Consider the following 14,526-nt stretch of genomic DNA (forward strand, 5'->3'; position numbering starts at 1 on the left):
GGCGGAGCTCGCCGCCGCGGAGGCCGCCCTGGACGCGGCCCGCGAGGCGGCGGGCGAGGCCGGGCGGCGGCGCGCGGCGATCACGGCCCGCCGCGACGCACTGGCCCTCGGTCTGCGCCGCAAGGACGGCACGGGCGCGCTCCTGACAGCGAAGGAACGAATCTCCGGACTTCTCGGACCGGCGGCCGGACTCCTCACGGTCACCCCCGGCAGCGAACTCCCCGTCGCCGCCGCGCTGGGCGCGGCCGCGGACGCCGTCGCCGTCACCGGCCCCGCGGCCGCGGCGGAAGCACTGCGCCTGCTGAAGAAAGAGGACGCAGGCCGCGCGGCACTGCTCCTCGCGGGAGCACCGGACGAGCCCCCCGCCGAACCCGTCGCGGGTTTCCGGACGGCGGCCGAACTCGTGCGCGCGCCCGAGGAGTTGCGGCCTGCCGTCCGGCGCCTGCTGGCCCGTACGGTGGTCGTCGACACCCTGGAGGACGCCGAGCACCTGGTCGCCGCGCGCCCCGACCTGACCGCCGTCACCGCCGAAGGCGACGTGCTGGGCGCCCACTTCGCGCAGGGCGGCTCCGGCGGTGCGCCGAGCCTGCTGGAGGTGCAGGCCGCCGTCGACGAGGCGACGGCGGAACTCGCCGAACTCGAAAAGGAATGCGCGGAGTTGAGCATGGCTCAGCGCGCAGCGGAAGAGAACAGGACACGGACCGCCGCCCTCGTCGAGGAGCTGGCGGCCTCCCGCAGCACCGCCGACCGCGCGAAGTCGAAGACCGCCCAGGACCTGGGCCGCCTCGCCGGGCAGGCCCGCGCCGCGGAGGGCGAGGCCGAACGCAGCGCCGCGGCCGTCGAGCGCGCACAGGAAGCACTGGCGCGCGCCGCCGAGGAGGCCGCCGAACTGGCGGAACGGCTCGCGGCCGCCGAGGAGTTCGCGGACACCGACGGCACGGACGACCCCGACACCGCCGCCCGCGACCGGCTCGCGGCCGACGGCGCCAACGCCCGGCAGACGGAGATGGAGGCGCGGCTGCAGGTCCGTACCCACGAGGAGCGGGTCAAGGCGCTCGCGGGCCGGGCGGACGGGCTGGACCGCGCGGCGCGTGCCGAACGGGAGGCGCGGGCGCGGGCGGAGCAGCGCCGAGCCCGGCTGCGCCACGAGGCCGAGGTGGCCGGGGCGGTGGCGGCCGGGGCCCGGCAGCTGCTGGCCCATGTGGAGGCCTCGCTGGTCCGCGCCGACGAGGAGCGGCGGTCGGCCGAGGCCGCCAAGGCGGAGCGCGAGCGCGAACTGGTCGCCGGGCGCAATGCCGCGCGCGAGCTCAAGACCGAGCTGGACAAGCTGACGGACTCGGTCCACAAGGGCGAGGTGCTGGGCGCGGAGAAGCGGCTGCGCATCGAGCAGCTGGAGGCCAAGGCCCTGGAGGAGCTCGGGGTCGAGCCCGCGGGCCTGGTCGCCGAGTACGGTCCCGACCAGCCGGTGCCGCCCTCGCCGCCGGCCGAGGGCGAGACGCTGCCCGAGGACCCGGAGCACCCCCGCAACCAGCCGGTGCCCTTCGTACGGGCGGAACAGGAGAAGCGCCTCAGGGCGGCGGAACGGGCGTACCAGCAGCTGGGCAAGGTCAATCCGCTGGCGCTGGAGGAGTTCGCGGCCCTGGAGGAGCGGCACAACTTCCTCTCGGAGCAGCTGGAGGACCTCAAGAAGACCCGCGCCGACCTCCTCCAGGTGGTGAAGGACGTCGACAAGCGCGTCGAGGAGGTCTTCACCGCGGCCTACCGGGACACGGCCCGCGAGTTCGAGGGCGTCTTCTCCCGGCTCTTCCCAGGCGGCGAGGGGCGCCTGATCCTGACCGACCCGGACGACATGCTGGCGACCGGCGTCGACGTGGAGGCCCGCCCGCCGGGCAAGAAGGTCAAGCGCCTGTCGCTCCTCTCGGGCGGGGAGCGCTCCCTGACCGCGGTCGCCCTGCTCGTGGCGATCTTCAAGGCCCGCCCGAGCCCGTTCTATGTGATGGACGAGGTCGAGGCGGCGCTGGACGACACCAATCTCCAGCGGCTGATCGGGATCATGAAAGAGCTGCAGGAGAGCTCGCAGCTGATCGTGATCACCCACCAGAAGCGGACCATGGAGGTCGCGGACGCGCTCTACGGGGTGTCGATGCAGGGCGACGGCGTTTCGAAGGTCATCAGCCAGCGGCTTCGTTGATCAACTTCACTACTTGAACTCAACTCCCCGGCAAACGGGGGGAAACAGATTCATCACATTCTCTTGACTTAGAGAAATGAAGGCATAGGGTCTCCCACGTTGCTTACGCCTTCACGTGGTGGTCATTTGATCTTCCACCGGAAAGGCCGCCCCCCACCCCCGGCAGTGTGGCCGGGGTGCCCCAGGAGTACACGTTGACCAGCACAACGACGGCAGCGAAGGGGTCCGAGAGCCGCAAGGCCCAGCCGGACCACCTCGGCCACGTCATCTTCATCACCGCGGCCGCGGCCATGGGCGGCTTCCTCTTCGGTTACGACAGCTCCGTGATCAACGGTGCCGTCGAGGGCATCCGCCACAAGTACGACATCGGCTCCGCCGCTCTCGCCCAGGTCATCGCGATCGCGCTGATCGGCTGCGCGATCGGCGCCGCCACGGCCGGCCGCGTCGCGGACCGCATCGGCCGCATCCGCGTGATGCAGATCTCCGCGGCCCTGTTCACCGTCAGCGCCGTCGGCTCGGCCGTGCCGTTCGCCCTGTGGGACCTCGCCCTGTGGCGCGTCCTCGGCGGCATAGCCATCGGCATGGCCTCGGTCATCGGCCCGGCCTACATCGCCGAGGTCTCCCCGCCCGCCTACCGCGGCCGGCTCGGCTCCTTCCAGCAGGCCGCGATCGTCGTCGGCATCGCCGTCTCGCAGCTCGTCAACTGGGGCATCCTCAACGCCGCGGGCGGCGACCAGCGCGGCCACCTCCTCGGCATCGAGGCCTGGCAGCTGATGCTCGGCGTCATGGTCGTCCCGGCCGTCCTCTACGGCCTGCTCTCCTTCGCCATCCCCGAGTCCCCCCGCTTCCTGATCTCGGTCGGCAAGCTCGACAAGGCCAAGACCGTCCTGGCCGAGGTCGAGGGCAAGGGCACCGACCTCGACGCGCGCGTCGCCGAGATCGAGCACGCGATGCACAACGAGCAGAAGTCCACGTTCAAGGACCTCCTCGGCGGCCGCTTCGGTCTGCTCCCGATCGTCTGGATCGGCATCGGCCTCTCGGTCTTCCAGCAGTTCGTCGGCATCAACGTCGCGTTCTACTACTCCTCGACGCTGTGGCAGTCGGTGGGCATCAACCCCGAGAGCTCGTTCTTCTACAGCTTCACCACGTCGATCATCAACATCGTCGGCACCGTGATCGCGATGGTCCTCGTCGACCGCATCGGCCGCAAGCCGCTCGCCCTCGTCGGTTCCGTCGGCATGGCCGTCTCCCTCGCCCTCGAGGCCTGGGCCTTCGCCTCCAAGTCCGCGGACGGCACCCTGCCGACCGGCCAGGGCACCGTGGCCCTCATCGCGGCCCACGCCTTCGTGCTCTTCTTCGCCCTCTCCTGGGGCGTCGTGGTCTGGGTCTTCCTCGGCGAGATGTTCCCCAACCGCATCCGCGCCGCGGCCCTGGGCGTCGCCGCCTCGGCCCAGTGGATCGCCAACTGGGCCATCACGGCCAGCTTCCCGAGCCTCGCGGACTGGAACCTCTCGGGCGCGTACATCATCTACGCGGTCTTCGCCGTGCTCTCCATCCCCTTCGTGATGAAGTTCGTGAAGGAGACGAAGGGCAAGGCGTTGGAGGAGATGGGCTGACCTACCCCGCCCGCCCGCTCCTCTGCGAGGCGCTGACCCGACTTACGGGTCAGCGCCTTTGCGTTTGCCGGGGCCGGGGGCCTATGTCCGGCCGCCCCGCCGCCGTGGCGGGCGTTGGCCACCCTCCCGCTCCACCCGTTGCTGGCACCGCAGCCTCGGCTCCCTCGTGGGGGCGGATCACCGTCGGCGTCGTACGGACGCGAGGGGGTGGGGTGGGGACGGGCCCTGGAGAGGGACGTAAAGGGCTGTTTGCGGTAGTGCGGGGCACCCGCACGGGGACCGCTTCCCCGCGAACAGTCCAGTCCCTCGGAAGGGCCCGTCCCCACCCCACCCCCGACCCACGCATGCAAAACGGCCCCCTGCGTGACGCAGGGGGCCGTTCGAACTACAGGATCACTTCTCCCGCGGCGTCGGCAGCACAGCCATCAGCAGCGCCGAGATGGCGATCGTCGCCGCCCAGCCCAGCCCGTACTTGCCCACGAACGTCCCGGACAGCGGCCCGCTGAACCACGCGCACTGCGTGAAGCAGAGACCCGCGATCAGCGCCACCGCCCACGCGGTCATGGCCTGCCAGCAGAAGCCGCCCTGGTACCAGTACCGGCTCGACGGGCTGGTGTCCATCAGCCCCTCCGCGTCGTACCGCACGGCCCGCACCCGGCGCCGCGCCATGTCGACGGCGTAGACGCCGATCCAGGCGGAGAACGAGACGGCCAGCAGGATCAGGAACGTGATGAACGAGCTCAGGAAGCTCTTCGCGACCAGCATCAGCATCAGACCGCCCACCAGCGAGATGGCGGCGTTGATGCTCACGGCCATCGCCCGCGGCAGCTTCACACCCATCGTCTGGGCGGTGAACCCGGCCGAGTACATCGACAGCGAGTTGATCAGCAGCATGCCCACGATCGCGGTGACCAGGTACGGCACGGCCAGCCACGTCGGCAGGATGTCACCGAGGAAGGACACCGGGTCCGGCGCCTCGGCGAGCCCCGGCGCGGCCACGGCCATCACGGCGCCCATGAGCACCATCGGCACCATCACCACACCGGCACCGGAGACCGTCGCGCCGACGATCTTCTTGCCGGACGCGGAGTGCGGCAGGTACCGCGCGAAGTCGGGGCCGGTGGGCACCCAGCTGATGCCGCCCGCCGCGATGGTGCCGATACCGGCGATCATCATCGCGGTCGAACCGGCCGGCTTCGAGAAGACGTCGTGCCACTTGATGTGGACGACGAGGTACCCGAGCACGAGCACGCTGAAGACGCCGAACAAATACGTCGACCACTTGTTGCAGACGTTCAGGGCCTTCCGCCCCATGCCGCTCACGAGGAACGTACAAGCAACGAAAACAAACAGCGTGATCACAATCAGCACACTGTTGCTCTTGATCCCGAACAGCAGGTCGAGCACGGTCAGGACGGCGTACGCGCCCGTGACGGCGTTGATCGTCTCCCAGCCGAACCGGGCGACCCACAGGATCGCACCGGGGAAGAGGTTGCCGCGCACGCCGAACGTCGCACGGGAGAGCATCGCGCCCGGGGCGCCGCCCCACTTCCCGGAGACCGACAGCACGCCGACCATGCCGAAGGAGGCGACGGCGGCGCATCCGGCGACGATCAGGACCTGCCAGAAGTTGAGCTTGTTGAAGACCACCAGGGCGGCGCCCATGGTGAGCAGCAGCACGCTGATGTTGGCGGCGACCCAGGTCGGGAAGAGTTCCCTGACCCGGCCGTGCCGCTCGTGGTCCGGTACGGGCTCGATGCCGCGGGTTTCTATCGCGCCTTCGGAGTCGGCGACTGCAGTGGTGGACACATCGTCCACCAGAGCGCCGTCCGAGCGGACGGCGTTGTCCGTGGTGGGGGCCATGGGGATGGGGGCTCCGTGCAGGTGATGCGGGGGGCGGGAGGCCTCGGGGGTGTCGGCGAGCCGGGCCGGCTCGCCAAGGCCTCTGACCAGAGAAGGTCTTTGCGGACTCTACGCGCGTCGCACAGCTCCACGCCATCGTACTTTGCTCCAACTTTGGCCGGATAGTGCGATTGGTCCTCGTGGTAAAGCACAAAAATCCGGCCACGACGCCGCGAAAACACGAGGCCGGCAAGACGGCACCGGCATCCCGCCCCGGTGTCCGATACTGGGGTCGTTATGGAATTCGTCATCCTTGCCGTAGTCATCGCTGTGGTCGCGCTCGGCGCGATCAGCGGGCTCGTGGTGAGCAGCCGCAAGAAGAAGCAGCTGCCCCCGGCGCCGCCGAGCAGCCCGTCCGTCACCGCGCCGCCCGCCGAGCCCCACGTCGGCGAGGAGGCCGAAGCCCCGCGCGAGGAACCGCGCCGCACCATCGAAGAGGTGGAACTGCCGGAGGCCGCCGAGGCCCCGGCGGAGGAGGCGCCGGTCGTCGAGCCGGAGACCGCCGCGGAGGCCGCGGCCCCGGCCGCGCCCGCCGTGGAGGTCCCCGAGCCCACCGCCGGCCGCCTCGTCCGGCTGCGCGCCCGGCTCTCGCGCTCGCAGAACACCCTGGGCAAGGGTCTGCTGACCCTGCTCTCCCGGGAGCACCTCGACGAGGACACCTGGGAGGAGATCGAGGACACCCTGCTCACCGCCGACGTGGGTGTCGCGCCCACACAGGAGCTGGTCGAGCGGCTGCGCGAGCGCGTCAAGGTGCTCGGCACCCGCACCCCCGAGGAACTGCGCGCCCTGCTCCGCGAGGAGCTGCTCGCGCTCGTCGGCACCGACTTCGACCGCAGCGTCCACACCGAGCCCGGTGTCGGCGTGAACGGCGAGGAGAAGCCGGGCGTCGTCATGGTCGTCGGCGTCAACGGCACCGGCAAGACCACCACCACGGGCAAGCTCGCCCGGGTGCTGGTGGCCGACGGCAAGTCCGTCGTGCTGGGCGCCGCCGACACCTTCCGCGCCGCCGCGGCCGACCAGCTGCAGACCTGGGGCGAGCGCGTCGGTGCCCGCACGGTCCGCGGCCCCGAGGGCGGCGACCCGGCGTCGATCGCCTTCGACGCGGTCAAGGAGGGCATCGCCGAGAACGCGGACGTCGTCCTCATCGACACCGCGGGCCGGCTGCACACCAAGACCGGGCTCATGGACGAGCTGGGCAAGGTCAAGCGGGTCGTCGAGAAGCACGGCTCGGTGGACGAGGTCCTGCTGGTCCTGGACGCCACCACCGGCCAGAACGGCCTGGTGCAGGCGCGGGTCTTCGCCGAGGTCGTGAACATCACGGGCATCGTCCTCACCAAGCTGGACGGCACCGCCAAGGGCGGCATCGTCGTCGCCGTGCAGCGCGAACTGGGTGTGCCGGTGAAGCTGGTGGGGCTGGGCGAGGGTGCGGACGACCTGGCGCCGTTCGAGCCGGAGGCGTTCGTCGATGCGCTGATCGGCGACTGAACGTCGCGATCTCCACGGGCGTGACAAAAGGGCCTCTCCGCAAGGGCGGAGGGGCCCTTTGCCGTGGGGCTGCGCCCCGTCAAGCGCCCCCGTAAGGGGCGCTGGGGGCACCTCCCAGCGGTAGCTGGGGGAGGAACTGCGCGACCAGCCCCCACCGGCCTGCACGCAACGCGCCACCCTTGGCGTCCGGGGTGCAGCCCCGAGCACCTCGACTGCGGGCGCGTCGTCGTTGCTCGCGCAGTTCCCCGCGCCCCTTACGGGGGCGCCGTGGCGGGCGGCTACGGCGCCCCGCCCGCCCGATGCGAGACGTATGCCAGCGTGCCCAGCAGCAGCCTCGCCTCCGGGGGGCGGGCCGCCGTGTCGAGGGCGGGCGGGCGGAGCCAGCGCATCGGGCCGAGGCCGGCGAAGTCCGAGGGCGGGGCGGTGATGTGGTCGCCGGGGCCCAGGCCGCGCAGGTCGAGGCGGGTGTCGTCCCAGCCCATCCGGTAGAGCAGCTGGGGGAGTTGCGCGGCGGCGCCCGGCGCGACGAAGAACAGCGCGCGGCCGTGCGGGGTGAGGGCGACGGGCCCGAGCGGGAGCCCCATCCGTTCGAGGCGGGCCAGCGCGTGCCGCCCGGCCGCCTCGCTGACCTCCAGGACGTCGAACGAGCGCCCCACCGGCAGCAGCACGGCCGCTCCCGGCACCTCGGCCCAGGCCGCCGCCGCCTCGTCCAGCGTGGCGCCGGCCGGGACGGGCGGGGCGAAGGAGAGCGGATGGGCCCCGGGGGCGGGGCAGCCGGCGGCGCCGCAGGAGCAGCTCACCCGGCCGCCGCGCGCGGCGCGGGCGCCCGGCACCACGTCCCACCCCCACAGGCCGGTGTACTCCGCGACCGTGGTCACGGTGTCGGACGCGCGGCCTCGGCGCCGAGAGCCCGAGCGCAGATCCCGGATGCCGCCGATTGTGAAGCCCATGCCCCCTCCAACGGGTCTGTTCCGCGGTTGGTTACGTGTCGGAGTGTCTCGGACACGTACGGTCGCGGACCTCGTCTCCGGGGCGGCGCGACGGTGTGCGGGAGGTGGTGCGGAGTGCGGCGCGCGCTGCCCTGCGCACCGGTCCACCCGTCGGCCGCCCGCCGGTCGCCCACCACCGTCGTCGGCGGCTCGCCGATCTCCCTTGATCCTTTTCGGCGTTGCCCGGTGTCAAGTCAATCGCGGCCGGTGGCACAGCAGTTCATCCGTTGGGGTGGCGAATGGTGGCGTTTGCTGGACTGCACTCGCCTGATCGGTGATCGTAGGATTACTTTCGGTGCAAGAACCCCGGGAGATGCGCCCAGCAGTGGGTATGCCGGAGGCATGTGACGCTTCCCGTCGTTCCCGGCGGCGCCCGCGCATCGCCGGACAGGCCGTCGCAACAGGCGGCATGCTGTTGGCGGTTCGCGCGGCAGCGCGCACAGAGCAGAGTTCGGGATGGGGGCATTCCAGTGGGCGGCAACGTCAGCGGTGCCGATGGAGCCGGCAGGGCCGATCGGCAGGAGCGGTCCGAGAAGCGTCCGAACGAGCAGCTGAACTCCTGGTTCCTGCGGAGCGGCTGGTCGAAGGGCGAGCTGGCCCGGCAAGTGAACCGGCGGGCCCGGCAGTTGGGCGCCCATCACATCAGCACGGACACGTCCCGCGTGCGCCGCTGGCTGGACGGGGAGCAGCCGCGCGAGCCGATTCCGAAGATCCTCTCCGAGCTGTTCTCCGAGCGGTTCGGCTGCGTGGTCGGCGTCGAGGACATCGGGCTGCGCGCCGCGCACCAGTCGCCCTCCGTCGGCGGGGTGGACATGCCCTGGGCCGGCCGCCAGACGATCGAGCTGCTCAGCGAGTTCTCCCGCAGCGATCTGATGCTCGCCCGCCGGGGCTTCCTCGGCACCTCGCTCGCCCTCTCCGCGGGACCCGGCCTCATCGAGCCGATGCAGCGCTGGCTGGTCCCGGGCTCGTCGAGCCGGGAGGAGCGCTCCGACGGTGCGGCGCAGGAGCGGTCCCGGCGCGGCACCCGGCTCTCCAAACCGGAGCTGGAGCTGCTGGAGTCCACGACGAAGATGTTCCGCCAGTGGGACGCCCAGTGCGGCGGCGGCCTGCGCCGCAAGGCCGTGGTCGGCCAGCTCCACGAGGTGACGGACCTGCTCCAGGAGCCCCAGGCGGAGGCCACGTCCCGGCGCCTGTTCAAGGTCGCCGCCGAACTGGCCGAGCTGGCGGGCTGGATGAGCTACGACGTCGGCCTGCACCCGACGGCGCAGAAGTACTTCGTCCTGGCACTGCACGCCGCCAAGGAGGCCGGGGACCGCCCGCTCGGTTCGTACATCCTCTCCAACATGAGCCGCCAGATGATCCATCTCGGCCGCCCCGACGATGCGTTGGAGCTGATCCACCTCGGCCAGTACGGCTCGCGGGAGACGGCCACCCCGCGCACCCAGGCCATGCTCTATGCGATGGAGGCGCGGGCGTACGCCAGCATGGGGCAGCCGGCCAAGTGCAAGCGCGCGGTCACCATGGCGGAGGACTGCTTCGCCGACTGCCTGCCCGGCGACGGCGATCCGGACTGGATCCGCTTCTTCTCCGAGGCCGAGCTCAACGCGGAGAACGCCCACTCCTTCCGCGATCTCGCCTATGTGGCGGGCCGCAGCCCGACGTACGCCTCGCTGGCCCGGCCCAAGATGGAGCGCGCCGTCGAGCTGTTCTCCCAGGACCCGGAGCACCAGCGGTCGTATGCGCTCAATCTGATCGGCATGGCCACCGTGCACCTCATGGAGCGCGAGCCGGAGGAGTCCACGATCCTGGCCGGGCAGGCGCTCAGGATCGCCAAGCAGGTCCGCTCGGAGCGGGTGAACAACCGCCTGCGCAAGACCGTGGACTCGGCCGTGCGCGACTTCGGGGGAGTGGCCGAAGTCCGTGAGCTCACCGATCAACTCGCCCTTCACCTGCCGGATTCGGTGGAAGCCGCCCAGGCGGTCTGACGCCCTCCGGCCCCTCGGCCCCGGCCGCGACGACCCTCCCGTACAGCCCGACTCGGCTCCCCCACGCCAGGTCATACCGGGTGGTCGTCGCGGCCGGTCTGCACGGCCGCCGGGGCGGTCCGGCGGAGCGTAGTGGCAGCGCCCGCCCGGCTCAGGGCAATTCACCCGGGCGTAACACGGCCGATGCGTTCGTCACTGGCGCGAAACAACCGGCGGCATCGGCTGAAACGGCGCTGCGCGAGCCTGACGCGACACCGGCCCGGGGGACGACGGCCCGCACGGGGGCCGGACCGCTGCTGCGAGGAGACACCGACTTGAATGGCGCAGATACCGCATTCGTCCTGATCAGTGCCGCGCTCGTGATGCTGATGACGCCGGGCCTGGCCTTCTTCTACGGCGGCATGGTGCGGGTGAAGAGCGCCCTCAACATGCTCATGATGTCCTTCATCTCGCTCGGCATCGTCAGCGTGCTGTGGGTCCTCTACGGCTACTCGCTCGCCTTCGGTGATGACATCGGCGCAGGACTGCTGGGCAATTTCGACCACATCGGGCTCAAGGGCATCAGCCCCGAGACGCTGACCGGCGGCAAGGACGGCATTCCGGTCCTCGCCTTCGCCCTCTTCCAGCTGATGTTCGCCGTCATCACCCCCGCCCTGATGAGCGGCGCCCTCGCGGACCGCGTGAAGTTCAGCGCCTGGGCGCTGTTCATCACCCTGTGGGTGACGGTCGTCTACTTCCCGATCGCACACTGGGTCTGGCAGCCCGACGGCTGGCTGGCCCAGCTCAAGGTCATCGACTTCGCCGGCGGCACCGCCGTCCACATCAACGCGGGCATCGGCGGTCTGGCCGCCGTCCTCGTCGTCGGCAAGCGCATCGGCTTCACCAAGGACCCCATGCGTCCCCACAGCCTTCCCCTGGTGATGCTGGGCGCCGGACTGCTGTGGTTCGGCTGGTTCGGCTTCAACGCCGGTTCCGCCCTCGCCGCCAACGGCACCGCCGCCACCATGGCCTTCAACACCCAGGTCGCCACGGGCGCGGCCATGCTCGGCTGGCTGGTCTACGAGCGCATCAAGCACGGCGCGTTCACCACCCTGGGCGCGGCCTCCGGGGCCGTCGCCGGCCTCGTCGCCATCACCCCCTCCGGTGCCGCCGTCAACGCCTTCGGCGCCCTGCTCATCGGCGTCGTCGCCGGAGCCGTCTGCTCCTGGGCCGTCGGCCTCAAGTTCAAGCTCGGCTTCGACGACTCGCTCGACGTCGTCGGCGTCCACCTCGTCGGCGGCGTCATCGGCACCCTGCTCGTCGGCGTCCTCGCCGTGAACGGGGTGGGCGGCGCGGTCCAGTTGGGCCGCCAGGCGGTCGGGGCGTTCTCGGTGCTCGCCTACTCCTTCACCGTCTCCTGGTTCCTGGCCAAGCTCGTCGACAAGCTTGTCGGCTTCCGGGCGAGCGAGGACGACGAGGTCAGCGGCCTCGACCAGGCCCTGCACGCCGAGACCGCCTACGACTTCAGCGCGGTCGGCGGCGCCCCGGCGCACCGCTCCGCCGCCCCGGCCCCGTCCGCCGCCGAGCAGCAGCCCCCGGCCCCGAACAGCAAGAAGGTCGATGCATGAAGCTCATCACCGCAGTCGTCAAGCCCTTCCAGGTGGAGGCGGTCAAGGAGGCCCTGCGCGAGTACGGGGTCAGCGGCCTGACCGTCACCGACGCCCAGGGCCACGGCCGGCAGCGCGGCCACACCGAGGTCTACCGGGGTGCGGAGTACCGGATGGACCTGCTGCCCAAGACGCGCATAGAGGTACTCGTCGACGATGTCGATGCGGAGGAGGTCGTCGACGTCATCGTCAAGGCCGCCCGCACCGGCAAGATCGGCGACGGCAAGGTGTGGGTCGTCCCCGTCGAGACGGTCGTCCGCGTCCGCACCGACGAGCGCGGCCCGGACGCGCTCTGAACCAGGGAGCTCTCACGGTGACGGACACCGAAGACGGCTACGCGGCCGCCCGCCTGCGCCTCCTGCACGAGGAGGCGCAGGGCGGGCCCCGGCTGCGGGCCGAGCTCGCCCGGCTCACCGACGGCTGGCTCGGCGGGCTGCTGGGCCGCACCCGGGGCGCCGCCCTGGTGGCCGTCGGCGGTTACGGGCGCGGGGAGCTCTCCCCGCGCAGCGACCTGGACGTGCTGCTCCTCCACGACGGCACGGCCGACGCCGCCGAGACGGCCGCCCTGGCCGACCGCGTCTGGTACCCGGTCTGGGACATGGGCCTCGCCCTCGACCACTCCGTCCGCACTCCCGCCGAGGCCCGCAAGGCCGCCGCCTCCGACCTCAAGGTCCACCTCGGCCTGCTCGACGCCCGGCACCTCGCCGGGGACCCCGCCCTCACCGCCGCCCTGCGCACCACGGCCTACGAGGACTGGCGCGCCCAGGCCCCCGGCCGGCTGCCGGAGCTGCGCGAGCTGTGCGAGGACCGCGCCCGGCGCCACGGCGAGCTGCGGTTCCTGCTGGAGCCCGACCTCAAGGAGGCCCGCGGCGGGCTGCGCGACGCCACCGCCCTGCGCGCGGTCGCCGCCTCCTGGCTCGCCGACGCCCCGCGCGAGGGCCTGGAGGAGGCCCGCCATCTGCTCCTCGACGCCCGCGACGCCCTTCACCTGGCCACCGGCCGCGCCTCCGACCGGCTCACCCTCCAGGAACAGCACCAGGTCGCCGCGGCCCTCGGCCTGCCCGACGCGGATGCCCTGCTGCGCCGCGTCTACGAGGCGGCCCGCACGGTGTCCTACGCCGCCGACATCACCTGGCGCGAGGTCGGCCGGGTGCTGCGCGCCCGCTCGGGACGGGCCCGGCTGCGCCGCATCCTCGGCGGCCGCGGGGGCCGGGGCGGCTTCGTGGAGCCCGAGCGGATCCCGCTCGCCGAGGGTGTCGTCGAGCAGGAGGGCGAGGCGGTGCTCGCCCGTACCGCGCGCCCCGAGCGCGATCCCGTGCTCCCGTTGCGCGCGGCCGCCGCGGCCGCGCAGGCGGGGCTGCCGCTGTCGCCGCACGCGGTGCGGCGGATGGTGGGCGCCGCACCGCTGCCGGTGCCCTGGCCGGCCGAGGCCCGGCAGCAACTGGTCACCCTGCTGGGCGCGGGGGAGCCCGCGGTGGCCGTCTGGGAGGCGCTGGAGGCGGAGGGCCTCGTCGCGCGGTTGCTGCCCGAGTGGGAGCACGTCCGCTGCCGCCCGCAGCGCAACCCCGTCCACCGCTGGACCGTCGACCGGCACCTCGTCGAGACGGCCGTGCAGGCCTCCGCCCTCGCCCGCCGCGTGGACCGGCCCGACCTGCTGCTGGTCGCCGCCCTGCTGCACGACATCGGCAAGGGCCGCCCCGGCGACCACTCCGAGGCGGGCGAGGCCATCGCCCGTGACGTCGCCGCCCGGCTCGGCTTCGGCGCGGCCGACACGGCCGTCCTCGGCACGCTCGTCCGCCACCACCTGCTGCTCGCCGAGACCGCCACCCGCCGCGACCTCGACGACCCGGCCACGGTCCGGACGGTCACCGACGCGGTCGCCACCGCCGGGACACTGGAGCTGCTGCACGCCCTCACCGAGGCCGACGCCCGTGCCACCGGCCCGGCGGCCTGGAACCCCTGGCGGGCCTCGCTCGTGGACGGCCTCGTCCGGCGCGCCGCCGCCGCGCTCGCCGGTGCCCCGCTCGCCGACCGCCGGGAGTGCGGAGCGCCCACGGCGGAGCAGGAGCGCCGCGCCGCCGAGGCGCTCGGCGCGGGCGGGCCCGTCGTCACCCTGGCCCAGGAGCCCGTCGGCGTCGAGGTGCTGATGGCCGTCCCGGACCGGCCGGGCGTCCTGCCGGCCGCGGCCGGTGTGCTGGCCCTGCACCGGCTGACGGTGCGGGCCGCGGAGCTGCGCACGGTCCGGGGCGTGCTGCTCCTCGACTGGCAGGTCGCCGCCGAGTACGGCTCCCTGCCGGAGGCGGCCCGGCTGCGCAACGACCTCGTCCGGGCCCTGGACGGCTCGCTCGGCGTCGCCGCACGCCTGGCCGAGCGCGAGGCGGCGTACGCGACGCGCCGCAGGCCCGTTTCCGCGCCCCCGCGTGTGACGGTCGCGCCGGAGGGCTCCCGCACGGCGACGGTCCTGGAGGTGCGGGCCCAGGACGCGCCGGGCCTGCTGCACCGGATGGGCCGTGCACTGGACGCGGCGGGGGTGCGGGTGCGCAGCGCGCACGTCAGCACGCTGGGCGCCAGCGTGGTGGACGCGTTCTATGTGACGGGGACGGACGGGCGGGCACTGCCCGGGGACGAGGCCGCCGCATTGGCCTGTGCCATGCAAGAGATGCTGGGCGGCTGACCGCACCGGGGGCGTACGGATACCCTTGGGGGTCAGCC

9 protein-coding genes are annotated in these 14,526 nt (G+C 72.6%); 7 read left to right on the forward strand and 2 right to left on the reverse strand.

Annotation, left to right across the window (positions count from 1 at the left end; genetic code table 11):
• Both HG542_RS24325 and HG542_RS24330 read left to right on the forward strand, forming a co-directional pair.
• On the forward strand, window positions 1-2,191 hold a 2,191-nt coding region (locus HG542_RS24325; protein WP_171084911.1), incomplete at its 5' end, for an SMC hinge domain-related protein.
• Window positions 2,192-2,385: 194 nt separating this feature from the next.
• On the forward strand, window positions 2,386-3,807 hold the full coding sequence (locus HG542_RS24330; RefSeq protein ID WP_171084913.1) for a sugar porter family MFS transporter: 1,422 nt from the start codon (window positions 2,386-2,388) through the stop codon (window positions 3,805-3,807).
• 393 nt (window positions 3,808-4,200) lie between these two features.
• Here HG542_RS24330 and HG542_RS24335 read toward each other — a convergent pair whose 3' ends face one another.
• Window positions 4,201-5,670 carry a purine-cytosine permease family protein gene (locus HG542_RS24335; protein ID WP_171084915.1) on the reverse strand — a complete coding sequence of 490 codons (1,470 nt, stop codon included), beginning with the start codon at window positions 5,668-5,670 and terminating at the stop codon, window positions 4,201-4,203.
• A 276-nt stretch (window positions 5,671-5,946) separates the two neighbouring features.
• Between HG542_RS24335 and ftsY the strand changes: the two genes are divergently transcribed.
• Complete coding sequence (gene ftsY, locus HG542_RS24340) at window positions 5,947-7,194, forward strand: signal recognition particle-docking protein FtsY (protein ID WP_171084917.1); 1,248 nt, start codon at window positions 5,947-5,949, stop codon at window positions 7,192-7,194.
• 278 nt (window positions 7,195-7,472) lie between these two features.
• Here ftsY and HG542_RS24345 read toward each other — a convergent pair whose 3' ends face one another.
• Window positions 7,473-8,144: a bifunctional DNA primase/polymerase gene (locus HG542_RS24345; protein WP_171084919.1), complete on the reverse strand. Its 672-nt coding sequence runs from the start codon at window positions 8,142-8,144 to the stop codon at window positions 7,473-7,475.
• 509 nt (window positions 8,145-8,653) lie between these two features.
• Between HG542_RS24345 and nsdA the strand changes: the two genes are divergently transcribed.
• The 4 genes from nsdA to HG542_RS24360 all read left to right on the forward strand — a co-directional run bounded on the left by nsdA (window position 8,654) and on the right by HG542_RS24360 (window position 14,488).
• Complete coding sequence (gene nsdA, locus HG542_RS24350; RefSeq protein ID WP_171084921.1) at window positions 8,654-10,168, forward strand: transcriptional repressor NsdA; 1,515 nt, start codon at window positions 8,654-8,656, stop codon at window positions 10,166-10,168.
• Between the two features lie 314 nt (window positions 10,169-10,482).
• Window positions 10,483-11,775 carry an ammonium transporter gene (locus HG542_RS24355; protein ID WP_171084922.1) on the forward strand — a complete coding sequence of 431 codons (1,293 nt, stop codon included), beginning with the start codon at window positions 10,483-10,485 and terminating at the stop codon, window positions 11,773-11,775.
• Window positions 11,772-12,110, forward strand: coding sequence for a P-II family nitrogen regulator (locus HG542_RS34565; RefSeq protein WP_190076204.1), 339 nt, complete (start codon window positions 11,772-11,774; stop codon window positions 12,108-12,110). The genes HG542_RS24355 and HG542_RS34565 overlap by 4 nt, the downstream gene beginning before the upstream one ends.
• Window positions 12,107-14,488, forward strand: coding sequence for a [protein-PII] uridylyltransferase (locus HG542_RS24360; RefSeq protein ID WP_190076226.1), 2,382 nt, complete (start codon window positions 12,107-12,109; stop codon window positions 14,486-14,488). The genes HG542_RS34565 and HG542_RS24360 overlap by 4 nt, the downstream gene beginning before the upstream one ends.
• Window positions 14,489-14,526: the final 38 nt, after the last annotated feature.

Source organism: Streptomyces morookaense (assembly GCF_013030945.1).
GTDB lineage: Bacteria > Actinomycetota > Actinomycetes > Streptomycetales > Streptomycetaceae > Streptomyces > Streptomyces morookaensis.

Coding starts and splice junctions, on each gene's coding strand:
- HG542_RS24335 (WP_171084915.1), bottom strand. CDS start 5,670: ATGGCCCCCACCACGGACAACGCCGTCCGCTCGGACGGCGCTCTGGTG.
- ftsY (WP_171084917.1), top strand. CDS start 5,947: ATGGAATTCGTCATCCTTGCCGTAGTCATCGCTGTGGTCGCGCTCGGC.
- HG542_RS34565 (WP_190076204.1), top strand. CDS start 11,772: ATGAAGCTCATCACCGCAGTCGTCAAGCCCTTCCAGGTGGAGGCGGTC.
- HG542_RS24345 (WP_171084919.1), bottom strand. CDS start 8,144: ATGGGCTTCACAATCGGCGGCATCCGGGATCTGCGCTCGGGCTCTCGG.